Source organism: Halorubrum ezzemoulense (assembly GCF_004126515.1).
Taxonomy (GTDB): domain Archaea; phylum Halobacteriota; class Halobacteria; order Halobacteriales; family Haloferacaceae; genus Halorubrum; species Halorubrum ezzemoulense.
This window is the reverse complement of the sequence record NZ_CP034941.1, coordinates 564090-586989: the sequence shown is the minus strand read 5'-3', so window position 1 is coordinate 586989 and position 22900 is coordinate 564090. Positions and strand designations below refer to the sequence as shown.

The following is a 22900-nucleotide window of genomic DNA, read 5'->3' as shown; positions in this document are numbered from 1 at the left end:
CCGATCCGGGCTCGCGGACGGTTCGTCAGTACATCCGGCAGCTACTCCGGCGGCTTGTCGCGGTGGTCAACTGTTGGGAGCCAGCCGAGTGATGCCGGGCGACAATCAGGCCCACAGCGGGCGCCTTCAGCCCGCCGGCCAGGGCCACGAGCGGGGCGTTCATCTTGTGGGTCCAACCACGCGATACGATACCCGCGGCATCCACTGCGCGAACGTCTCGCCACGGCTGACCGAGTGGGTTCCGACCGTCCTCGAACAGCTTCGTGAGGCAAGCATCGAGGCAGTCCAAGGCCAGACGAGTCACACCGACGCGTGGCGGGCGAGTGCGTCGATACTCGACAAGACACTCCCTAAGTGGCACTCCCTAGAGGACACGTGGGACGACGCGACCGCGGAGGCGGTCGCGTACACGCAAGCGATCACCGACCTTGCGCTTGCCGACAGCGACGCAGCCACCACCTCGCGGTACCGCGAGCGGCGTCACAAGTCGCTGAGCGAGACCGTCGAGTCAGTTGGCACCGGCCGCGGCGCAGTCAACGCCGGCCTTGGAGCGCTCGTGAAGGGCCCGGTCGCGCTTCATCGGGAACTCGATCCGACCCCACGAGCGCTCACGTTGGTGCTTGATGGCCCAGCGTGGGCCGAACTTACAGACCGTCGGACCGGCGTCCGCGCACTCGCGGCAATCGCCGTCCTTGCGGACGGGTTCGACGTCCGGGTCGTCGCCTCGCCGGCACTCCAGCAGGAGCTCGCTCGTCGTTACCCGCAGTGGAGTGCGATCCATCTCGGTCTTACTGATAGCCGGGATCGGTCCCCCAACCAGGGACACCACAGTTCTGATGAGCCACTCGGCCCAACCGGCACCACAGAGTCGGTATGGGAGGCGCTCACTGGACTCGCGTCCGCACCCGGGAAACGCCGGTTGCTCGCCGCGTTACGCGCCGACACTGGCCGCACGTACGCAAACCTCACAGAGGATCCCGGCCTTGACATTGAGCGCGGGACCATCGGTCGGTACGTTCTCGACTTGGAGTCGCGAGGGCTGGTCGCGATCGACCGGCGTCGGGAACACAACACAGTCACACTCACCGAGCTCGGCGAGACGGCTGTCAGCGAGTGTCTCACGGCCGATTGTGAGATCCAGCATCCGGATCAGACCCAGTTGGAACACAGTCTTACCGCGACCACTCACGAATCAGCAAGTACAGTGTCGCCCCCGCGGGAGGCCTCGGGGGCCACACCAACAACGGTCGAATCGTGGCTCGCGTCGACTGGCGACGCCGACGAGGGATACGTCAAGGAGATCGACACCCACGATGCGGCGTCGATCCACCAGCGATTCACCGTCCCAGCGGAGCGGGGGGCGGTCATGCTCGTCGACGACCCGGTTGAACCGTTCGACGACGGTCGGGTGAGTTACCTCAGCCACCACGATGAGGAGTGTCTCGCGATCGTCCAGTGGGGCGGTCCGCTTGCCACCCTGGGACGTCTCGCGGGCGTCTTACTCAGTGAGACGGCGCTGTCGGAGATCCTCACCCCGTCGCGGCTTGGCGAGACGTTCGCGAACATTCACGGTGGCACCGGCGAGATTACCGCCTCACCCGGCCGAACACTGCGTCGTGGGCAACAAGTCGGGTGGTTCAGCGAAGACGAGGAGGTGTACGCAGTGTGGCGTGATCGGATCGAGACGGTCCGCGACACACATCTCGCCCGCCTCAGTGCGCTTTCCGACAGCACCGACAGTGCCGCCCGTGGAGAGTTGTTCGAAGACCTCCACGGATTGGTCGCGACGGCCACCCAGCTGTACCACGCTGCTGGCGTCGATCTGACACTGACAGTCCGACTTCCAGACACTGAGCCATTCGTTCAAAACGAACGCAAGCGAGCCGACCTCTGTGACTTCATCCGGTACACGGTGCCGAAACAGTCGGTGTATGGGATCCACGCCGGCTACCGGATGTTGTTCGAGACACGGCCCGGGAAGCTGAAGCGTCGACTCCCGTACGACGTCGAGACAGGCGCCTCAATGGAGCTAACAGCGTCGTGGGTCATTGCGGGGCCGACGGCGACTACACTCCAGACAGCCATCACCGAGGCGCTTCGCGACGAACTCGACACGCTTCGAGAAGCGATCGTGACCGGTGACGAGCAGGCGCCGTCACTCTCTGTGCCCGTTCGCGACGGTACGACATACGCGTCGATCCGGGAGATCGTCGACGAGCTCGCAGCGGAGTACGACACTGGGTGGACGTCGCGTGAACGGCGCGAACTCACACGGTTCTGTCTCTGTTCGTTCGGTCGGGATGTCCCGCATCGAGCGAGCCCGTACGACGCGGTCACCTGTCTGATTCGGGCACTCGACGATCCGGGGCAGGAGTGGAAGCCAGCAGTGCTCAAGGCGGCGACAACGCTTCCAAGCAGTCGGTTCCGCCCAGACCTCCCACCAACGGCGACAAAGCTCTATGCGGCGCTGCTACAGGCGGTAGAACCAATTGGCCGCCAAGAGCTCATCAAGCGCGCCGGCATCTCGGCGAGTAGCTACGACCGTCGTATTGGAACCGTCAGCGAACTTCCTCGTATCCGGCCGACAACGGTAGCTGGCCACCGCAAGTGGGATGCTGTAACCCAAGCGCTCGGGTGCGGAAACCCGACAGAGCCACACGCACCCCGACAAACCTTCAGCAATCCTTCGGCAGTAGGCCATCCCAGCGTCGCGTCGACGGCCACGATCAACGCTCTGGGAGAGCAGCCGCTATTGACCAGTAATCGGAGCGTAGGGGTCCAAACCACGCTCACGTCGGGGCCACTCACACACCGAGAGTGCGGGAACCACCGCCGCAGGAGAGCCCTTTGGCGACCCATAGGCCAGCAGAGAAGATTACACCGAGAACCACACGCGGTGGCGGGTAGGTATCGACTTACCAGCCTCGATGCCCTGAGCACACCGGCCACCGCGATCATAGAGGGCGGTCCTACCAAATCCGGTGCGAGAAGCATCGCTCGCGAAATTGCCACACAAGCAGCTACACACCACGCAACCAATGATTAGAAGACACAACCGCGAGGGCCCAGTATGGGAAGACGCAGAGATCGACGAATCAGATATGATCAATGGGGTGCCCCATCTCACCGCAGTGGAATACGAACGAGAACAGGAGTTCAAACAACACATCATCTCGCTCCTCAAAGCACACGACTGGAACGTAGACACGGAAGTGTTAGACGACGAACGAAGGGGTCGCGTTGATATTGTTGCGGAACACCCAGCCGTCGGCTGTGTCGCAATCGAGGTTAAGCGGACACGTAACTACACGACGCGTCACATCGCCGAAGGATTTGCACAGATACTGAACTACCGGTCATACACGTACAGTGATCATGACATCGATTACTGGGCCTTAGCGCCAGGCTTTGATGGGGAGATCCGTCCGTACAGGAATCGGAAAAAGCGTCACATGCAGGTGCGAAACATGTTCCGGCGGACGCTCGCTGAACTCAAGCTTGGGATGCTCTCTCGCCGACGAGAGGCAATTGCCTTCGGGAAACAGTTGGACTGGTGTATCCCCCTGCGTGATCCTGAGACGATGACCGAAGACGATCTTGACACAATCAACGAGAAGATCGCTAGTCGTGAGTGGGACGCAAGCGAGTACGATCCAAGAGAGTAAGAGCATGTAAGAATCGATCCGAGATCAACCACACTTAGAGTTGATATTTTCGCATATAGCGCAAGATTGTCTGATTAAAACTTCAAAACCGATAGAAACTGAGTACGACCGTGCTGAAGAGATCGTTTGCGGAAAGTATCTTCAGCTAGTCACTCAAGTGACCCATCCGCGGTGTTTCCGTCGATAGTCACAGTGTTTTCAGTGAGCGTGATATCGCTCGCTTCTCGCTTAGTCCCGAAGCCACGAAGCGTTTCACTTGTTCCCTGAACCTGGTTCTGGCGGAGCGTTACGCCCTGAATATTTTGCAGGTGGAATCCGTATCCACCATTTGCGTATTGGAGCCGGTTGAGGTCACCCAAGGTATTCCCATCAACGTCGACCCCCTGCGCGTCTTGGAGACTGATGCCAACAGACGCACAGCCCTCTATGGTGTTGTCTTCGAGAGTCACGTTTCGATGTGGCTGGCCCTCAGTTTCGAGTTCCTGACGCGGCCGGTGGTGAAGCCGGATCGCAGCCGGATGGGTGTCGGCATACCAAGCGAGACCCGACCGTTCAAGCGTGTTGTTGCGAATTTCCACATCTTCCACTGGGCCGTTTGGAATGAAGAACCCGGCCGTGTCGGATTCCAACTCAACAGTATTGTGTGACGCACCCTCGAAGTCATTATTCTCAACAACACCATGACCCGTGGCAATACGGATGCTCTTCCCACGGTTGTTTCGAGAGGTGTTGTTCCGGACGACGAAATTCTGGCTTGCCATTTGTCGATTGCCGATTGTATCGCCTACCTCAACACGATCTCGGATGGGTTCCTCGAACGTGATCGTCTCCGCTTTCTCACGTGGCATCGGCGTGGAGAACTTAGCCGTGAGATCTGCCACGGGTGGGAGTGTCCCTTTCTGGACGCCCGTCGGCGACAGCACATCAAAGGTGTCTCCAGGTTTCGCATGAACGGACCAGTCTGAAACATCAACCGTTCGGTCATCGAGGAACTCAAGAACCGGACTCCTGTTTCGCTGGACGACAAAAGCGTCATCCAAGATAGACTCAGTTCGGCACTCTTCGACACGTGCGGAGCTGGTACAGCCGATCACACGGAAGCCGTCCGCAACGGGACCAATATGACGATCTGTGTCTTCTGGTGGGGCGGCTGTACAGTTGCGAACGACTGGGTCAGCACACCCTCCGACACCAAACGCCGCACCATTTGTGGCTCGAACAGTCACGTTCTCGAGCGTTAGTTGGTCGATGTCGTGGAAGCGGAAGGCGGATTGGTTGTTTCGGGCGACAATCGTGAGTCGGCGCCCAGTCTGAAGACCCGCCAGAGGACTTTCTTCATCAAGCTGTAATTCGAATCGCCGCTCACCAACCCGTGTCGCCGAAAAAAAGAGCGGATTTTCTGCCTGATATCCCGATATAAGCGAGCCGTCAGACAGATGAATACTCGCCCAAACGCGCTGTGCCGCAGTGAACATTGAATGGTCAAGCGACGGATACCCCTCATCAATTTTCACCTCAACTGTCCGTGAAGCCTCGTCGTAAGCGGTGATCTCTCCCTGAGTGAACGGGAGCGGGTCATAGTCGATCTCAAGATTTCGGATCTCTATATTGCGGCCAAACTCAAACCGAAGTCCCCCCACCGTAGGCTCAGTAAAGACAAACGTCGCATCGTTGCCCTCGATGCTAACGCCCCGTGTGTCATAGGCAAAGAGATGGTATCCACCGGGAGCTGATTCTTGTTCAAACGGTTCGAAGCGGTAGGTTCCGGATTCGATCTCAAGCTGGCCGGAAGTCGTCGCTGCTGCCTTCTCCACAGCGTCAAGAAAGTCAGAAAGGTCTCCCCCATCGAACACCGTCTTTTCAGGTTGCGTCGTGGTGTCTTCCGTTTTGTTCTGATCAGGTGATGATGGAGACGGCTCTGCCGACTCCGAGTCATTGGTGTTTGAGTTACAGCCGGCTAAGCCGGTGAGAGCAGCAGCGGTACCCCCCAATACGGCACGGCGTCGGAGAGATTCCAAACGACGCATAGAATTCGTATCGCCGTGGTAATTGAAAAGACTACCCTCAGAACTTTTGTTGATGATAATATCTCAAAAGCCACGACTACATTCCGCTCTTGTGTAGGAGATTGTTGGTGGAGGCCCCTCTTGTAGCTTAGCTAAACTAGCTCCTTCCAAGTTATTTTTTTAAAACCGGTTGAAACACCCTAAACGGTGATTATTCGTGAGTGGACCGTATTCCTGAGTCGCCACCCATAATCCTGTGAGTAAGAATTAATTTTCTCCCCTAGGGTATTATATCCTAATGACAGGAAGTAGGGGGTCCCTTGCTCCGTTCAGAATAACCGATAAATTGATCAAGGACCTAGACTCCGATCTCAATGTATTTCGAGATAAATCTGGGTATGCCAACTTTCCTCCAAAATCCAAATCTCCAAAGGGGAAAAAGGGCGGGGAAATCCAATTTATATCTAAATTTGTTCCAGACTTGGACGGAGCATCTGGAGAAGATAAGGATTCAAATCTTAAAATAGGTATCAGCACTAAGTCATTTCATAAGACACCTCGGGTCAAATTCTGGTGGCCAGGCAAAAATAGATTTGAGGGATGTGAGCTTGCTGATCTACTTTTAATCGTTACTTATGTAGATAATAATAAAGTAGTGGGGCGGCGTAGTATGCTGTCACAAACTAAGTATACATATGATGATAAATACAAGACACAAAGACAGTGGGATCATAATCCGTATCAGTACTATTTATTAGAGGAAATTCCAATTTTCTATCCAGTAAAGCCAAATCTATCCGAATGGTATGAGATATCCCCAACGAACCAGTCGTTTTCCACGTACAGTTTTGTGAGCGATTTCTTGCTTCCCTTCTTTCACTCGACTTCTGGTATGGCACCAGATTATATATCATATTCCGAAAACAGAACGAGGGATTATCATTATAAGCGTACGGGAGATCATCTGTCCAGCGTCCAATTATTGACTGGGTATCTCAAGATGCTTATTAGAGGGCGGTATGGTGATTCATTTGATTCTACTGACAGGATTGGAGAATTCTATCAAGATATCTTCTCCAGCTCAAAAGTATTTGATCTAAGTCAAACCAAGAATACATTACAATCTGGTAGTGACATCGCCACGGACGGAGGGTCGAATGAGAATCGAACTAATCCCAGGGAAACAGAAGTTGGTAGCGAGTTCGGATTGGTGCATGTTATGGTGAAAAAGAACTCAGAGGACGGTATCTTCTCTTCCGAACAGATACCGTTCGATGAGTCGAATTTGAAATTGTAAGATACTCTTATGTAGCATATTATTGACAAAGGGGTGTCTTGCTAATCGAGCATTTCAAAGCTGTACGCTTCGGTAGTTTTGACGACCCTTCACTGAGTGAGGTCCGCAACAGAAACTTCTCCGCGAACGATTGTATTCAGAGGATCGAACAGATGAGTAAAAATACATATGCGATACTGCTGAGTTATAAATGTCTACTGAGGAGGCCTGACTAACCATTTTTGATGTTCCGGACTACCTGGAGGTAACGCAGTGTAACCGGACATCATTCGCGTCCAAACTATTCTCAGGCGTAGATTCTGGTATTGAAGTAGATGGTTAATATTGAACGGGAACTCATCAAGTACCACAATCGCGTTTTCTTCACCGAGTATTTCAAGACTCGCTTCCCAGTAACGGTGGACGTTCTGTAACGGGGGCAATTGTGCTGTGGCAGCTTCGACGACCTATTTGAGTTGATAAAGATACGAGCGCATACCCCCGTCTTTAGGCCTGTCTCTTACCCATAACTCAGCGCTGCTGAGAAAAATCAACCAAATTCGCTCTGATATGAGTGGATTGGTCAGGAAGGAATCATTATTGATGCTGACTCACGACTTTCAGAGGCTGGACGGTCTGTGACCCTGAACAGAAGCTGGATTGACGAGAGTCTCGCTGAATGAGCGGCTTGGCGCTCATTCAGCACCCAGTTCGTAGCCTTCTGCCCACATGCGGAGCTTCTGAAGCCCTTTCCACATCGTCTCCCAGCCTGGAGGGGGATCTGAACCGCGGTCTAAATATCCGCCAAGCTTCGCCACATGTACCGCGTAGGCTTTCCCGCTTTGACCGCTCAGTTCTGGAAATTTCGTTTCCAGAACTGCGCGTTCGGCCTCGCTTAACAAGATCTCTGGAGCAACTGAACCCTCTCCACGGGCTAGCTCTCGTAACTCCAAGACCTTCCAGGCAATCACTGAGTACACGCTCAACAACACTTCCATACGCTCCCACGTTTGCAGTTGCCGCTCTTCGATTTTACAACCGCTCTTCAGCACCTTGTGCCAGTCTTCGATCCGCCAGCGAAGGCCGTAGTACTCGATAACGGCTAGAATATCGTCGAACGTTTCGACCGATTCAGTGGTGAGTAACACCCACTGAATCGGATCGCCAGCCTCAGTGACTTCATCCACTCTCACCACATTCACTTCGACGGACCCTTCTTGATCCGGATTATTTCGCGGTGCGCGCAACTCACAGGTTCCTGCAGTGATTGAGACTTCGGCTGTTCTGGCTTCTCGTCCACCGCCTTGTTGAATCTCAATGGAGTTGCGACCTCGTTCTGCGAGGTCGCTACTCCAATCGAAGAGTTTCCCACCTTCACCACCTTCTGTCAAGACTCGTCGATTTTGATTGGCTCGAACAACGAAACCAGCGTTAGCACTCTCCTTGCTCAGTTCCTCGTACAACGAGAATGCGTCCCCACCTCGGTCATGGACAAAAATCGGACGCACGTCTTCGGGAAGCCACTTGGCGGCTTCCCTATCCCCACGCAACCACTTTTCATGCTCGTTCTCAAGGAGAATTGGGTCGTCTTTGCCGTTTGTGCTGTAAGTGTTGCCCGCCTGTTGGTCCTCGACCAGCACCTGCTGGTCGATGACCCCAGTCATCTGCTGCGTGTCTGGGCGAATACCAACGGAAGTGTGTAATTTGACGCCTTCTACGTCGATATCTGAGGAACTAATATCTCCAAGACCGTCCTTGGCTGGGTGGCGAGGAAAGGTGAGATACGTCGTGTCGGAGACGACCAACAGCTCGTCTCCGCCACTCACCCGTGATCGCTGTGACTGCTTGTGAGCAGAGAGAATCTCGGTCGGTTCCACACTCTCATTATCGCAAAATCGGTATGTAGCCTTTGTGGACGCCCAGTCCTCGCAGGAAGCCGGGATGGACTCGGCAGGTGAACTGCCGAGTTCATCCCCGAGTTGGACCAATCGATCGGTAAGACGCTTGTCTCCGAACTCCGCTGCCCGAAACTCCGTCCGAATCCAACCTGATACATCCATGTCACACAACTCCCCGTCATCGTTCAGATCAGGTCGCCAACTCCGCTGATCTCGTCCCATCTCCCAGCCTCAACTTCTCAGCTACGGGAATAGAATTTGTGGGTAAGAGACAGGTCTTTAGGCGGGGGTCAAGCGGACAATAGCTGACACACCCGCCGACGACGCTACGGCTGGATTTCACACCGTTCTATCAGTAGTATTAAGACGCCGACGGACTATAGTGTACAACACGGATGAAGACTACACGGCACGCGACTTACAACCTCAACTACCACATAGTATGGTTGCCGAAGTACCGCAACTCGGTACTCACAGGCGAGGTCGCTGACCGTGTGAAAACCATCCTCCACGAAATAGCCGACAGCAAAGGCGTCGAAATTCTTGACCTCACCGTTCAGCCCGATCACGTTCACCTGTTCGTCAGTAGTCCGCCTAAGAACGAACCGGCACTCCTCGCCAACTGGTTCAAGGGTATCTCCTCGCGCAAGTACAACCACCGATACGCCGACCACGACGGCGAAAAAATTGGATGGGCGCGAGGCTACTACGCAGGGACCGCCGGGCACGTTTCGAGTGAGACTGTCGAGGACTACATCCAGCAACACAAGGAGGGCGATTCGTGACCGAGCTCACGAAGACGCTGGAACTCAAACTTGTAGACCCGAACGCCCACAAGCGGCGAAAACTCCGAGAGACGCGAGAAGCCTACCAGCACGCCCTCCAAGACGCCTTCGACGCCCGATGTACCACGCAGACCGAGGCGAACGATGTGGTGGTCAACTACGACCTGAGCGGGTACGCGAAGAACGCGCTTAAAAAGTACGTCCCACAACTCACGACGACCTACAACGCGGATGAACTCCACGACAACCACCCTGTACGCTTCACCAACGAGGGGCTACGGCTCGATCATAAGCCCGAGAACGCAATCGAGTGGTACGTCAAAATCCCGCACCACGAGGACTACCACCTCTGGATACCCGCACAACCGAATCCCGAACAACGGGGTTGGCTGGAAGCGTTGAACGCGGGAGACGCCACGATGGGCGAGAGTCGGCTGTTCGAGCGGGATGGGACGTGGTATCTCCACGTAACCGCCACCCGCAACGTGGAGGAACGCTCCGAGGCGTCCGCTGACGAACGGACGGCTATCGGGGTAGACATCGGGGAAGCGTCACTCGTCACGGTGTGTCACCGCGACGATCACGGGTCCCCGACCGCGCCCAAACTGTGGGCCGACGAAGGCAAGACCGTTCGTCAGCTCCGCAAGACCTATTTCACCGCCACGCGCCGACTCCAGACGCGCGGAAGCGAGCATATCCCCGAGTCGTTCGGGGAGGACGTGTGGAACCAGATAGACGACCTGTTCCACCGCGTCACCCGCGAAGTCGTGGAGTACGCCGAGTCTGTCGAGAATCCCGTTCTTGTCCTGGAAGACCTGACGTACATGCGGGAGTCAATGGACTACGGCGAGTACATGAACCGGCGTCTCCACGGATGGGGATTCGCCAAACTCCACGCGCAGATACGGTACAAGGCCGTCGAGAAGGGGATCCCTGTCGAGACTGTGAATCCACGTAACACGTCGCGGGAGTGCCACGCGTGCGGTGAGGTGGGGTATCGTCCGAAGCAGGCGACGTTCACGTGTACGAACGACGCTTGCTGGATGGGCGAGTACCAAGCGGACGTGAACGGCGCGATTAACATCGCGGACCGCTACCTCAGTGGAGAGAGCCATTCAAGAGAAGACACGGATGGCGATGACTCGGCTGAGGATGGGGGGCGTTTGACCGCCCCACAAGACACCCAAGCCGATGCTGAAACCCAGCAAGAGACGCTTGGGACGTATGCGTCTTGAAACCAGAGGGCTACACTCGGCCTGAAATCCCGTGGTGGGATTCCCGCGTCTTCAGGCGCGGGAGGAGGTCAATCTGTGCCGTGGACTCAACTTGGTAATATACAGCGTTTTGCCGATCCGCGATGTACTGGCGGATGAGTTCCCTTTTGCCGAAGAGCCGACGGCCGTAGATGACGACAAAGTCTGCGGTCTCGGACTCGTAGCAGTCCGTAAGTTAATCACGTTCGACATCCCGATCCACGAATTATTCCATACACCCGATACAGCTCTATCCAAATAGAAACCACAATTTTGGAAATCGCGATTTCGGAAATCTAGATTTCTACTTTTTCGCACGGTAGACGCACCCAATTCGAGACGACCGATTCACTCTTAACCAACACAACGTCGACTAATTGATGCTGTGTTGGTTAAGTCTCCCCGCTCTTATGTAGAAACGCGGAAAGAGGTCGTTTGGTTGTGCCAGCTCCGAATTGAGTACGCTATCTCGGGTTCAAATCGCCGGACTACGGTGGGTGTTCAACATGTTAAATCGTCTTTCCGCAGCTCTACACAAGAGCGAGTCTCCCACAATGCTTTGATGAGAGGGCTTGTCTCCCGAAGGGGTCTCTCAGATCCTCGCCAGAGCCATGGTTAGCGTTGGCCGCTACTGGCTGCCTCCACAGTCCGTTTCAACCGAATTACCCGCCCAATCACAACATGCTGCGCCAGATCTTATGCCGGTTCACTCGCACTGGCACCGGACAGGCGTTGATCCCTTTGGTCCAGACTACTTCCACCGCCCTTAGCACAGTTTTTATTCACATGTGGTCGCGTCACCTTCGAATCTGAACCGGGAGCCATTACGGCGAATTTCGATCGGGAGGGGTACGAGGTGTACGACTACGAAAAACGGCTTCCAAAGCGGTTCATGTCTGAGAAATCAGCGACGAGCGTGTATATTGGTGCTCCTGAGGAGTTTGCGGAGTGGGTCGGATTCTCAGTTGAAGAGTTGCTGAGCGACGAGACAGCAGCCGAGATGGAAGGTGGTGATTCCGAATCCACCAATGAGGAGACCACCAAAGAAGAAAACGGCTCCAGTGGGTTCCTAACCCGATTGCTCGGACGGTAAGACCCCCCCGTCAGAAAGTATATCAGGTGATCCACCGGCGATGTCGCCCACCATCGACCACCAATCCGGCTCTGTGGTAGTCCTTGAGAAGTGACAAGGTCGGTGGACGAGATACAAATGTTTGTTCAGCAACCAGTCATCACTACATCACATAAAATCGGGATGAGCTAGCTGTTACGCTCGATCCACGCACAGAATTCGTCGAAATCTTTTGCGCCGGCCTGCTCGGCGATGCCCCGCAACGTCCCCATATCGACCTCGTCGTGTAGCGGGACCGGAACAGTACGCGCGTCCGAATCGTGGTCTGCGGGCGGTTCCCAGCGGAGAATCGCGTGGTCACCGTTCGTTCGGACCCACTCGTAGATACCGCTGTTCACCATCACCTTCACGACCTCTTTGCCCGAAAACGTGCCGTGTGCCATACAGTCACTGGAACACGTCAGACTCGTCCAGCGACCCAGAGGTGTTCTGTTTCGGGTCAATCCCCATCGCACGGAGCTCCTCATCACTCGGCGACTCTCCAGCACCGTGATAGCCGGCGACGGCCTCGTCGAGGTTTTCGAGCGCTGCCTCCCGGGTCTTTCCTTGTGACGTGATACCGGTGTCTTCGTCACGAGCAACCCACATATCGCCGCTCTCGCCAACCGACAGTGAAATATTGACCGGTAGTGTAGGCTCCTCGTCACCGGGGTCGTCGGTGTCTGTGCTCATATCACCGGGGAGGCTTGGGAGTCGAATAAATCTGGTGTGTATAGTAGACTCCGTGCTGTATTCGCGCTCTGGATTCAGCACGTCTTTGGGAACATCTCGCCCGCTGGGATTTTAATAAATCCACTAATCGGAACCTCCGTTGTTATTCCATCTATGTATCACATCAACACAATTGATATGGCCAGCAGTGCGATGTCAGTATAGTCGCTACGTACTGCGATTCGAATCACACAGGGCCATCATAAAAATCGGATTTTCACCGAAGATTGAAATGAGAACGGAGGGATGTCAGAGGCCATGAAGCTTGACAAGGAATTCAACGACTACGACCGCATCGTTACGTTCGATATTGAAACGACACACTGGAAACCAAACAATGGTGAAACAGTCGCAATCGGGGTCGGTCAGCACGAGTCTGGAACTCCAGGAAGTACCGCTCAGTACGAGACATTCGCCCGCAGCAATCACGGGATATCGGACGAGCAGGACCTCGTCACGACGGCATTCAGCTATATCGACGAGCTCGACGGGGACGTGCTCGTGAGCTACAACGGGATCGATTTCGATATGGATTTTCTCGCTAAGCGATGCGCCCGCTTCGATTCGGCGCCGTCACCACCAGCCCTCCAGACATCGGGCCAGCATATCGACCTCTTCACTGACCGAAAGGCAGCGTGTGACGCAGGCGAAAAGTGGCCCTCGCTTGAAGACTGTCTCAACAGCTACGGGTATCCGATCCCGAAGACGATCTGGAACGGCGCCCCACTCGATAATTCCCGCTTCGGCGACGAGTTTGGGCCAGCATTTCTCGACATCGTCGCAACTGGTGACGAGCGAGCGATTAAGCAGTATCGTGAGGTCCTCAACCACTACCTGAAAACCGATCTTGAGGCCAACATTGCGCTCTACTACGCCGATCAGGGCGTTTCCTTTGACCCGGTCACACTTGATGTGCCGAGAGAATTCACCACGGAGCTGTCCTGAGAGCCATTTAGAGGATGATCGTTTCACCATATATTGATCCGCTGTTCTGAGACATCAGAGGGTCCATGTGGTCAATACAGGAAGTGATAGCATCGACTGCTTGCTGACTACTGGATCTTAGATAAGCATCTTAGAGAAATATCTTAGAAATAAGACGGCAAGTTACAGCCGTGTAATCCGGCCATCCGTCTCCGGAGCGATCGGCGACTGCGCTTGGATTCGGTCGATCACCAACTGCGAGATCGTCGTATTACCGGCGCCAGTCCGCGTCGCATCCGGCAACATGCTGTATCCGTCACCGCCATCAGCCATGAAATTGTTCGTGCCGAGTGTGTAGGTTGCCTCTAGGTTTAGGGGGTCACCACCGACAGCAACATCGGCCGAGTCAATCCGGTCACCTGGGTCACCAGCAAGATCCCACGCAAATTCCATCCCACTGACCTGCGGGAACCGACCTTCAAGGCTCTCAACTTCGCTCACACCGTTTCCGAGAGCATCATGAATCGTCTGCCCACTCACCTCTAATTCAATCGTCGTGTTCCCGAACGGGAGGATATGACTGGTGGCAGCCGAATCAGAGGAGTATGACGAACAGGCGGGTTCTGACTAGGTTTTATTTACCGTACTTTTGAATTGTGTAGTATGACAACACTCTCCAATAAGGATCGAGAGCAGCTCCGAGCTGAATTCGACCGGCATCTCGACGTTGGTCTTCACCACGGTGCCCAACTCGCCGTATACGTTGATGGAGACCTCGTTGTAGATTTTGCCGGCGGAACCACTGGCCCGGATGGCGCTGAAACAACTACAGACACTCGGCATCTCATCTTCTCGTGTACCAAACCATACGCGGGCGTTGGCCTTCATCAACTCATCGAGCAAGGTGAAGCCGCCTACGATGACCAAGTCATCGAACACTGGCCAGAGTTTGCTGATAGCAGGACACAAAAAGCTGAGATCACCATCCGACAGGTGCTTAGCCACACTGCCGGGATCCCATACGGCGACTTCGACGACCAGCCCGAGAAATGGGGTGACTGGGACGCAGTCGTCCAAGCCATGGAAGACATCGAACCAGTATTCGAACCGGGCGACCAACCCGCATATCACACGTTCAATTACGGCTGGATTGTCGGCGAACTCATCCACCGGATTTCCGGCCAGCACGTCGATGAGTATGTCGCTGACCACGTATTCGATCCGCTCGGAATGGACCACTCGTCGATCGGGCTTGGTCCAGACGAAGACGACGACGTCGCTACCTTATCAGGATTCGAGATGTACGACCGCTGTCGTGATCCCGGTGAGGGGTTAGGGATCCCAGCATCCGAATCGGCGGACGCGTTCAACAATGAAGCCGTTCGACGGGCAGTGATCCCAGCGGCAAACGGTATTAGCACCGCCCGAGAGATGGCCCGATTTTACGCGTGTATGGCCAATGGCGGCGAGTTCGATGGGACGCGCCTGCTCGATGCGGAGACTGTGGCCGAAGCGACCCGAACCTACGCTGAAACAGACGCAGACGGTACACTCTCTCGACCGGCCCGGTATGGGCTCGGATTTTGGACTGGCGGACTGGCGAATGACATGTTCGGATCCTTCAGCCGCGAGCGGATGTTCGGCCATGCCGGGCTCGGGAGTATCTTCGGCTGGGGGGATCCGGAACTCAACGTTGGCTTCGCATACGTCACCAATGGCATCCGCGAGGAATCATGGGAGCACGCCGCTCGCATCAGTGGAATGTCCGATGCTGTCCGATTAGCGCTCTATGAGTGAGGTCTCGCAGGATTTGACTTTCCTTGATAGGATATCCCAGGCGATCTGAGCTCGTTGAATCTCCTAGTGTGGTGATATGGTTTGGCAGTCTTGCTGAATACAGGGCGCGAATCTTACATGACGTGTGGGCCGATCTACAGAGATTGATGATCGCTCAATACAGGGGGCTCACGTACCGATCTCGGACACCGATCTTTCCACAATATGTCAGTAGCGGCGTGTAAGATACAGAGATCGAGGTCAGCAGTCGGCCACCCGTTGGTTACACACCGATCTGAATGAGTCGGCATTCAGAGCAGGAGAGGTTTTCACAGCCGGAAACACGGCCTTCTGTACTATTAGCTAACGTCTTTTGAGAACCCACATGGAAACTCAGAGCGATGTCTCTAGGCCGGATATAGGAGTGCGGGAGGTGTCTCGGAGTGTGGGCGGTGCCGCGGCACTTACAGCACTGGGTGTTATGGCCGCATTCGCGTCAATCGTCGTTATCGATCCACTGTTCGGCACCGTCGAAGCTGAGTGGACACTGCTTGGAGAGCTATTAAATAATTATATAGTCCAACCGGGGTTCGGACTCGTCGCTGCCTGTTATATCTGGTGGCGTGACGACTACAACCCGCTGGAGCGGATCCAGGTGCCCTCATTCGAGGGAGTCGCGTGGATTGGCCTCGGAGTAATCGGGTACGAGCTGGCGGTACGAGCGGTGACGCCGATACTCCCCCTGATCGGCCTGAGTCATAGCGCACACGGTGACACGACGGCGAAGTGGCGTGTATTCTTCGACCATCCAGAGATTATCGTTCCAGGGCTAGTGGTCATGTTTGTCATCATGGCACCCATGGAAGAAGCCCTCTACCGAGGGGTGGTCCACGATGTACTTGAACCGGCGCTCGGGTCGCTTGGTCGGGTGCTGGTCGGCGGGTTCCTGTTCGGCGGGATGCATCTGTTCCTCTCGGGTGGGCTCGGGTCACTACTGCTCACGAGCATCTTCGGTGTCCTTCTGGCCGCTGGCTACGAACGGACGAATAACTTGGTCGTGCCGATTATGGCGCACGCAGGCTACTGGCTCATATTCACTTCCTTTTAGAGTGTTTTTGCTGTGAGTACACGCCTGGCCGGTGCTGACCGAATGGGAGAGCCTCAATTCTTAGTGTGCGACGTGCTGCGTATGCGCTTTGTATCTCGCACGGCTGACGAGACATTTCTCTGAAATGGCAGAGCCGTCGGTGTTCGACACGCAGGTACGTTCTATCGGCTAGTTCAGGGTTCAGAGAGAAAATAACATAGTTTCCGTGCTGACTACATCCTCTGTATCTCGCATAGACTTCCTGTCACGGCCCGAGGAGTTCCACAGAACTGCCGTGGCGAAAAGTCTCCGTCGGCTCTGTTGAAATCCTCAGCGAGTGATATATTTTGACCCAGTCGCGGTCAGTACAGGGGATTCACGAATCGCTCAGTACAGGGAACGCATTTACTATTGAGGTCAGTAATTGAAGTATGAATGAGGTCCGTCGTTTCGACTTGGAGAATCCGTGGCTGTTCGTTTTCACGAACGTTGTTGTCGGGATAGTAGTCGTGAGTGCTACCCAAGTTATACTGTTCAATGGCGAGTTGACCAGTGCAGTCATACAGGGAGGGCTATACGGTCTCGTTGTTGGAATTACGATGTTCTATCTCAGAAAGGACGACTGGTTCTGATACATTCCATCAATACGCACCCTTCATCGACCAGCTGTTTCAGTCGATAATGTGTCTAAAGAATAGGATTTCAACAGAGCCTCTCCGTCCTATTCCGATTGAACGGCCCACAAATAGTTCGATGGGTTGACATTCCTACCTTCTGTATATCTAGCTCATTTATGATGTTCGGTGTTCTCTATACGGTTTCCCCAGCGGTAGCGTAAGAGTAATATCGCTCTTATGTAGAACTACGGAAAGCCCCCATAACGAGGCAGTCGATGGTGATTTCGACGGATGCGCCTGTGAGATTCAGCGATCTAATGATCCCGAATGTATGAGCGGCCTGTTACAAGCCTTGCTTGGACAGGCCGCGGAACTTCCGCAGCCACGGTTGAACAAGCGAAAACAGGCATTCTGCCTGATTGATGTGGACTCCGTCAGGCGATACGTACCTCTCTTTATGGACGACCGTTCGGTGATCCCGATCCATCTCGCGGTACGCTTGGAGTCCATCTGTCCAGACCTCTCCCAGCCGCTGGGAGAGGTCTTCAGCTTCCTGAATCACTGGCTCAAGATCGCCTTCGTAGTCGATCCCACGCTGTCCGCGAATCACACGAAGCGAGTCGCGGCACGCCGCGACGAGCGTCAGTTGGTCACCGTAACGCCCTCGCCAGCGTGATCGGCCAGTGCGCGACGAGCCGCCGCGAGAACGGCTGTTTCGCGGCGGCTCTTGACCTTTGTAGCCAGAACAGACTTTGCCAGATTCGTCGACCTGTGTCGGTCCATCGATGGTCTGGTTAAACAGTTCCCAGGTGAGGGGGAAGCCGCGCTGAACCGCGGCTTCCGCCTCCCGAATCGCCGTGTGAACGGTTTTGTAAGCGCGACCGAGCAGCGGCGCAATTTGGTTGATACTCAGCAGCGTATCTGCGTAGAGGGTGAAAGCGAGAAGCACCTCTCCTGCGGTGAGGTGCTTCTCGTGAAATGGCGTTCCATGGGTGTATACTGGCTTAAATTCGCAATTACGACACCGAACTCGGTCGTGTTTCTCCCACGTCATAATGCTCTGGTGACCGCAGCGAGGACAGGATGTATTCTCCCAGAACTGCTTGAGCCGCCGCTCGATGCGGGCATCGAGCGGCTCGGTGTTGATCTCGATAACTCCGAGCTCGATCAACTGCCGAAACATCCCACCAAACGCTGGTTGAGCAGAAGGCATATTGCCAGATTAGAACTGTCTGAGTGTAATTATACGGGCTTTCCGCGTTTCTACATAAGAGCGAGTAATATTAACCAACACAGCAGCGGTAGTCCGCCCAATGTTGGTTAAGACATCGCGCTCTTGTGTAGAGCTGCGGAAAGACGATTTAACATGTTGAACACCCACCGTAGTCCGGCGATTTGAACCCGAGATAGCGTACTCAATTCGGAGCTGGCACAACCAAACGACCTCTTTCCGCGTTTCTACATAAGAGCGAGATATCGAACCGACAGCTCACTGCCGAACGTCACCACGATACGAATCGCACCACGACGTTGAGCGAATACCCTTCACGCAAGAATCTGCCCAGTCGCTGCTAGAGTGACGCCAGTCAAGAACCAGTACCATGTGCGACTACATTCGGAAACCGACCGTTCGAAACAGTCTCAACAGAGAATATCCCTGCCACAAGCGCGGTGATGACGATCCCGCACGCACCAAAGAGTAGAATCGCATCCTGATGAGCCGACAGCCATCGACGGAGAGAACGCTCTCTCGACCACACCAAAACGAACCGAGTCCCACCACGAGCACAATACCGACGGTTAGGATTTCACTGGTCGGAACCGCAACCAGTGGTGACTGAGCAAGTGCGATACACAAGCCGCTCGCTACGAATCCGACCGTTGTGGCGATTGAGATTGACCACGAGTACCACGCAGCGATGACCCCAATGAGACCGACAACCAGCAGGCCACCGAAGGCGCTCACAACGCCGGAAAATCCGAACGCAATCGAATCGGGACCGACAAGCCCCCATCGCTGATACAGCAACCAGTAGTCGACAGTGATCGTACTGAGCGGAGTGGCGACAAAGAGACTCGTGTACAGCAGCCAGAACAGTCGACGTCGACCCCAACTGGTATACAGTGCGTAGGCCGGCCCAATCACGACGCCGTACCAAACAAAATTTGAGGTAAGATGTACAGTACTATCGTGAATCGTAGCCGCCGTCCAAGCGGTCACCAGACTGGGCTCCCCGTATGTGAATACGAACTCCGATAGTAGCCTGTTTGGAAGCCATACGTGAACGCCGATAAGCGCACCAGCGACGCCGAGTATGACCACTACATCCACGTAGTGGCTCCGGTTCCGTGGGGGCTGTAACTTTTCGTCCAACCCAGTCATCGCTACTTGGATATTGGATTCTCAGCGGTTCCCTCAAGAGGCTATTGTATTCTAGCCCACCGAAATCAATAATATCTGATACAATTGATGTCCGACCACGTCGATATGGAGTGAGTCGTCCCATCTGGCTCAAGGATTAACACTACGTCACAAGCACTAGCGAGCCATCCGATTCACGATGTAAATCGCTAATCCGCAGCAGCCACTCGACCCCTGAGGTGGTGGTTTTCTCCCCAAGTTGTCGCTCAAGAGCGGACTCCGGAACACCTGTGTAGAGATCGTCATCGTACTCGTGCTCACGAAGCGAAACAATGGCGTTCCTGACTTTTGATCCATCTTGGCTTCGATCGTAGAGTTCGTTTACTTCAACGTGAATATCGAAGACGAGTCCGCGGTCTTCCAGTCGTTCCAGTTTCTGTTTCATTGCTCCGATGAAGTCGTCACTCCCAAGCAGATCTAGCTGCGACATGATCTCCTCGACGACCACGTCATCCTCAATCCCTGCCTGAGCGATACGTACCATATCTTCGACGTCATCCTCGCGATTTGCGACAGCTTTGAACAGGAAGATGTCGTTCAGCGATACCATCCGAACGGAAAGTCCGTCTTCTTCGAACAGGTGCCGGCTGCGTGAGACCATCGAGTCACTCAGTGAGATCACACCCGCCACCTGCTCGTGAAAGACGTCGAATCGACGGTGGTCCTTTTCGAGAATGAATGCCGCCCCAAGTTCGTCGTACTCTTCGCCGAGGTCTTCTTTCGGTTTGTACCCCGCAGAGGTGAGTACGTTCCACAGTTGCCGCAGCTCCGACTCTTCGCGAACGATGAGATCGATGTCCTTCGTCGCGTTCTTGAGCCCCTCTAAGGTCAGTGCTCCCCCGCCGATCAGATACACGGTGAGATCGTCGTCAATGAGATTGGCAAGTTCGCTGAACTGCCGTCGAATTGCGGAGGACTCGAACGTCGGCTCACGGCTCATACTTCGACCCCATACTCGGACGCAAGGGATTCAAACTCTTCCCACACTGGTGTGCTCTCTGACGTAACGCTCCCTTCTGTGCGGAGGAACTCTACGAGCGGGAGTACGATGTCTTCAACTCCGTAGTAGGTCGCTGCCTCTTTGAGAGACTCCTCGGATAGCTCTGTTTCGGCGATGAGTAAGAGCACGTACTTTCTGTGTCGTGAATCGTTTTCGATGAGAAGGAGATGGCAGATGAGGTCTGTGGGATCGAGCGAGTCTCGACCTTCTGAGTAGAAATAGTACTGCTCGGATGTTGTAAAGAACTGAAGTCTGTACTCGGCAAACGCATCGAGACCGGTTCGGTGATAATTCTCGTCTTCGACATCAGTGTCTGTCCGCATGAGAAACTCCTTGTGAGATTCCCAAAGGATTGTTCCAGCGCCTACGTCACGTTTGATCCGGACGCGATGGATGTGGTGGCGGAGTTCGGTCGCGAACAGATGGAGCTCATCGAATTCCTCTCGGAGTCTATATTCACTGTGTTCTTTGGTCGCCATTGCTCGGTTGGTTAGCGTCCGAAGGTTTCGATAAATCGTGGCTCGCGCATGCCCGGTGTGTTCAGTGAGCTCGGTGGCTGTCCACTGCTCCTCACTACTGAGATAGTACACCACGTTCAACATCGATGAAGTCAGCAGGTCAGGGAAATCAACATGTGGGTTCGATTTTGTAAGTGACTGAAACACCTCGACGCATCGAGCATCTACTGGTTTGGCGATCATCTGATTCCCGGCTTTCTCCTTATAAACAAGATCGACCTGTTCCAAGCTCCCGAGTGCCCGCGACACCGTTGATTCGAGGTAATCCAATTCATCACCTAGATCTTGTCTGGTCTTTGGTGAGTCGAGCGTAGAGAGAATCCGCAATTCTATTTCAGATATCATGTTGTCTCATATTTGCCCATGACCTACTTAAGCACCTGGGCTATTTTGAGACAAAATAAAATATATCCTACTTTTGAGTGTCAAAAATATGTGTTGGCCTAACATACTCGACTCGTTCGCTGTCGTCCGTTGCCGCGTACTCGTAGCGGTAGTAGCCGCCGGTCAGGCTGCGAGCCGTTATCCCGTACTCTGCCAGTACCCGGGTTGCCATGTAGGAGCTCTTCCCGATCTTACAGTACGTGAGCACCTCCCCGTCCGGATTGGCGTCGGCGGCCCACTCTCGGAGCTCGCCGAGCGGGACGTTCTCGTCGCCGTCGATCCGTCCTTGGGCCTCCCGCATCTCCGGAGGGCGGGTGTCGACGACCGTTGCCTCGTCTTTCCGTTCGAGAAACTCATCGAGATGGACGATGTCGGCGATGTCTTCGACGACGTTCGCACCGATCATTCCTAACATGTTAACCGGGTCTTTCGCGGCCGAGTATGGCGGCGCGTACGCGAGATCGTAATCGCGGATATCGAACACGGTGTCCCGGTGTGCGATGGCCGTCGCGAGGACGTCGATTTGCTTATCGACGCCGCTCTCGCCGATGGCTTGGGCACCGAAGAGCGTTCCGTCGTCGGGATCGAACAGGAGTTTGAAGTCAATCTCCGACGCCCTAGGGTAGTACTCCGCGTGGTTTGGCTGACTCGTGTAGACTGCTTCGTACGCCTGTCCCGCCTCGTCGAGCGCCGCTGCCGTGTCACCGACGGTACCGACGTCGAGATCGAACACCTTCGCGATCGAGGTGTCCAAGACCGGATCGAGGCGGTCGTCACGTCCGGCGATGTCGTTCGCGGCGACCCGACCCATCCGGTTGGCCGGCCCACCAAGCGGTACCCACGCGTTCCCGTCGGTCCGAGCGGCCGACGGAGCGGCGACGTCCCCAGTGTACGCGAGCGGGCGACCGTTGTTCTCGCCAGTGGTATGCTCTGGATCACGGCCGGAACTCAGCTTTTGACTGCGGTACTGGAAGCGATCCCGGGCGGCGCTGAGACGTGGATTGCTCCACCAGGGGCAATTTTCGGCGCATTAGCGCCACCGTACGCGCCAGCACTCATCGCCGTTCTGCTCACGCTCCCCGCTATCCGTCACGTTGACGGAATCGCTGTTATCGACCGACTTCGTGAGGTGGTTGCGTCGTGAGTACCTACCGTCGTGTCCTCGCGATGGTCGCACGAAACGTACCCGTCTCGACGATCGCCACCCAGTTGGACACGCGGGAAGATGCCATCCGTGGGATACTTGACTCGATGGTCCGTGAGGGGTACCTCCGCGCGATCGACTGTGAGTCGGCGGCCTGTAGCGGCTGTCCGATGTCCGATGCCTGTGGAATGGGTGCCGACGGGAATCCAATGAGCTATCTGCTGACCCAGCGTGGTCGGGAACTGCTTGCGGAGCACGACTGCGTCGCTGTCAAGTCCTAACTGGTCGACTTGTCGCGCCAT

General features: G+C 55.1%; 18 protein-coding genes and 3 pseudogenes. 11 read left to right on the top strand and 10 right to left on the bottom strand.

Going from position 1 to position 22900, the window contains the following annotated elements:
- The first annotated feature begins 91 nt into the window (after positions 1 to 91).
- Both EO776_RS18350 and EO776_RS18345 read left to right on the top strand, forming a co-directional pair.
- Positions 92 to 3046, top strand: a complete 2955-nt coding sequence (locus EO776_RS18350; RefSeq protein ID WP_186279067.1) for a plasmid replication protein RepH — start codon at positions 92 to 94, stop codon at positions 3044 to 3046.
- A complete protein-coding gene (locus tag EO776_RS18345; protein ID WP_129452679.1) occupies positions 3039 to 3665 on the top strand; it encodes a restriction endonuclease in 627 nt (208 codons plus the stop codon). The genes EO776_RS18350 and EO776_RS18345 overlap by 8 nt, the downstream gene beginning before the upstream one ends.
- 149 nt (positions 3666 to 3814) lie before the next feature.
- Here the strand turns inward: EO776_RS18345 and EO776_RS18340 are convergent, their stop codons facing one another.
- Positions 3815 to 5692 carry a right-handed parallel beta-helix repeat-containing protein gene (locus tag EO776_RS18340; RefSeq protein ID WP_129452678.1) on the bottom strand — a complete coding sequence of 626 codons (1878 nt, stop codon included), beginning with the start codon at positions 5690 to 5692 and terminating at the stop codon, positions 3815 to 3817.
- A 277-nt stretch (positions 5693 to 5969) separates the two neighbouring features.
- On the opposite strand from EO776_RS18340, the gene EO776_RS18335 reads away from it, so the two are divergent.
- Positions 5970 to 6968 carry a hypothetical protein gene (locus EO776_RS18335; protein WP_129452677.1) on the top strand — a complete coding sequence of 333 codons (999 nt, stop codon included), beginning with the start codon at positions 5970 to 5972 and terminating at the stop codon, positions 6966 to 6968.
- A gap of 674 nt (positions 6969 to 7642) precedes the next feature.
- Here the strand turns inward: EO776_RS18335 and EO776_RS18330 are convergent.
- Positions 7643 to 9067 carry an IS4 family transposase gene (locus EO776_RS18330; protein ID WP_094580467.1) on the bottom strand — a complete coding sequence of 475 codons (1425 nt, stop codon included), beginning with the start codon at positions 9065 to 9067 and terminating at the stop codon, positions 7643 to 7645.
- A gap of 173 nt (positions 9068 to 9240) precedes the next feature.
- Here EO776_RS18330 and tnpA point away from each other — a divergent pair, with 173 nt between their 5' ends.
- Both tnpA and EO776_RS18320 read left to right on the top strand, forming a co-directional pair.
- Positions 9241 to 9630, top strand: a complete 390-nt coding sequence (gene tnpA / locus EO776_RS18325) for an IS200/IS605 family transposase (protein ID WP_129452676.1) — start codon at positions 9241 to 9243, stop codon at positions 9628 to 9630.
- Positions 9627 to 10865 (top strand): RNA-guided endonuclease InsQ/TnpB family protein, encoded by a 1239-nt coding sequence (locus EO776_RS18320; protein WP_129452675.1) that lies wholly within the window; start codon positions 9627 to 9629, stop codon positions 10863 to 10865. Before tnpA ends, EO776_RS18320 begins: the two co-directional genes overlap by 4 nt.
- A 64-nt stretch (positions 10866 to 10929) precedes the next feature.
- Here EO776_RS18320 and EO776_RS19880 read toward each other — a convergent pair.
- Positions 10930 to 11106, bottom strand: a pseudogene (locus EO776_RS19880) (ATP-binding protein); the annotation flags it as partial.
- 567 nt (positions 11107 to 11673) lie between these two features.
- On the opposite strand from EO776_RS19880, the pseudogene EO776_RS18310 reads away from it, so the two are divergent.
- Positions 11674 to 11976, top strand: a pseudogene (locus EO776_RS18310) (hypothetical protein); the annotation flags it as partial.
- A gap of 167 nt (positions 11977 to 12143) precedes the next feature.
- Here the strand turns inward: EO776_RS18310 and EO776_RS18305 are convergent.
- On the bottom strand, positions 12144 to 12398 hold the full coding sequence (locus EO776_RS18305; protein WP_094582410.1) for a type II toxin-antitoxin system HicA family toxin: 255 nt from the start codon (positions 12396 to 12398) through the stop codon (positions 12144 to 12146).
- A gap of 4 nt (positions 12399 to 12402) precedes the next feature.
- On the bottom strand, positions 12403 to 12687 hold the full coding sequence (locus EO776_RS18300; protein WP_094553194.1) for a type II toxin-antitoxin system HicB family antitoxin: 285 nt from the start codon (positions 12685 to 12687) through the stop codon (positions 12403 to 12405).
- Between the two features lie 297 nt (positions 12688 to 12984).
- On the opposite strand from EO776_RS18300, the gene EO776_RS18295 reads away from it, so the two are divergent.
- Positions 12985 to 13671, top strand: a complete 687-nt coding sequence (locus EO776_RS18295) for a ribonuclease H-like domain-containing protein (protein WP_179235173.1) — start codon at positions 12985 to 12987, stop codon at positions 13669 to 13671.
- Positions 13672 to 13833: 162 nt separating this feature from the next.
- Here the strand turns inward: EO776_RS18295 and EO776_RS18290 are convergent, their stop codons facing one another.
- Complete coding sequence (locus EO776_RS18290) at positions 13834 to 14226, bottom strand: 5'-nucleotidase C-terminal domain-containing protein (RefSeq protein WP_129452674.1); 393 nt, start codon at positions 14224 to 14226, stop codon at positions 13834 to 13836.
- Between the two features lie 87 nt (positions 14227 to 14313).
- Here EO776_RS18290 and EO776_RS18285 point away from each other — a divergent pair, with 87 nt between their 5' ends.
- From EO776_RS18285 to EO776_RS18275, 3 genes are all read left to right on the top strand, one after another.
- Positions 14314 to 15447: a serine hydrolase domain-containing protein gene (locus EO776_RS18285; protein WP_129452673.1), complete on the top strand. Its 1134-nt coding sequence runs from the start codon at positions 14314 to 14316 to the stop codon at positions 15445 to 15447.
- 424 nt (positions 15448 to 15871) lie between these two features.
- Entirely contained in the window at positions 15872 to 16534 is a 663-nt protein-coding gene (locus tag EO776_RS18280; RefSeq protein ID WP_246041529.1) for a CPBP family intramembrane glutamic endopeptidase, read from the top strand.
- 410 nt (positions 16535 to 16944) lie between these two features.
- Positions 16945 to 17145 (top strand): hypothetical protein, encoded by a 201-nt coding sequence (locus tag EO776_RS18275; RefSeq protein ID WP_129452672.1) that lies wholly within the window; start codon positions 16945 to 16947, stop codon positions 17143 to 17145.
- A 220-nt stretch (positions 17146 to 17365) separates the two neighbouring features.
- Here EO776_RS18275 and EO776_RS18270 read toward each other — a convergent pair.
- From EO776_RS18270 to EO776_RS18255, 4 genes and pseudogenes are all read right to left on the bottom strand, one after another.
- Positions 17366 to 18343, bottom strand: a pseudogene (locus EO776_RS18270) (IS1595 family transposase).
- Between the two features lie 1312 nt (positions 18344 to 19655).
- Positions 19656 to 20492, bottom strand: a complete 837-nt coding sequence (locus EO776_RS18265) for a nucleotidyltransferase (protein ID WP_129452671.1) — start codon at positions 20490 to 20492, stop codon at positions 19656 to 19658.
- Positions 20489 to 21415 (bottom strand): hypothetical protein, encoded by a 927-nt coding sequence (locus tag EO776_RS18260; protein ID WP_094520235.1) that lies wholly within the window; start codon positions 21413 to 21415, stop codon positions 20489 to 20491. Before EO776_RS18260 ends, EO776_RS18265 begins: the two co-directional genes overlap by 4 nt.
- A 67-nt stretch (positions 21416 to 21482) precedes the next feature.
- Entirely contained in the window at positions 21483 to 22187 is a 705-nt protein-coding gene (locus EO776_RS18255; protein ID WP_186279065.1) for a rhodanese-like domain-containing protein, read from the bottom strand.
- 407 nt (positions 22188 to 22594) lie between these two features.
- Between EO776_RS18255 and EO776_RS18250 the strand changes: the two genes are divergently transcribed.
- Entirely contained in the window at positions 22595 to 22879 is a 285-nt protein-coding gene (locus tag EO776_RS18250) for a FeoC-like transcriptional regulator (protein WP_129452670.1), read from the top strand.
- Positions 22880 to 22900: the final 21 nt, after the last annotated feature.

Coding starts and splice junctions, on each gene's coding strand:
- EO776_RS18335 (WP_129452677.1), top strand. CDS start 5,970: ATGACAGGAAGTAGGGGGTCCCTTGCTCCGTTCAGAATAACCGATAAA.
- EO776_RS18295 (WP_179235173.1), top strand. CDS start 12,985: ATGAAGCTTGACAAGGAATTCAACGACTACGACCGCATCGTTACGTTC.
- EO776_RS18345 (WP_129452679.1), top strand. CDS start 3,039: ATGATTAGAAGACACAACCGCGAGGGCCCAGTATGGGAAGACGCAGAG.
- EO776_RS18275 (WP_129452672.1), top strand. CDS start 16,945: ATGAATGAGGTCCGTCGTTTCGACTTGGAGAATCCGTGGCTGTTCGTT.
- EO776_RS18305 (WP_094582410.1), bottom strand. CDS start 12,398: ATGGCACACGGCACGTTTTCGGGCAAAGAGGTCGTGAAGGTGATGGTG.
- EO776_RS18350 (WP_186279067.1), top strand. CDS start 92: ATGCCGGGCGACAATCAGGCCCACAGCGGGCGCCTTCAGCCCGCCGGC.
- EO776_RS18330 (WP_094580467.1), bottom strand. CDS start 9,067: ATGGGACGAGATCAGCGGAGTTGGCGACCTGATCTGAACGATGACGGG.
- tnpA (WP_129452676.1), top strand. CDS start 9,241: ATGAAGACTACACGGCACGCGACTTACAACCTCAACTACCACATAGTA.
- EO776_RS18260 (WP_094520235.1), bottom strand. CDS start 21,415: ATGATATCTGAAATAGAATTGCGGATTCTCTCTACGCTCGACTCACCA.
- EO776_RS18285 (WP_129452673.1), top strand. CDS start 14,314: ATGACAACACTCTCCAATAAGGATCGAGAGCAGCTCCGAGCTGAATTC.
- EO776_RS18300 (WP_094553194.1), bottom strand. CDS start 12,687: ATGAGCACAGACACCGACGACCCCGGTGACGAGGAGCCTACACTACCG.
- EO776_RS18340 (WP_129452678.1), bottom strand. CDS start 5,692: ATGCGTCGTTTGGAATCTCTCCGACGCCGTGCCGTATTGGGGGGTACC.
- EO776_RS18265 (WP_129452671.1), bottom strand. CDS start 20,492: ATGAGCCGTGAGCCGACGTTCGAGTCCTCCGCAATTCGACGGCAGTTC.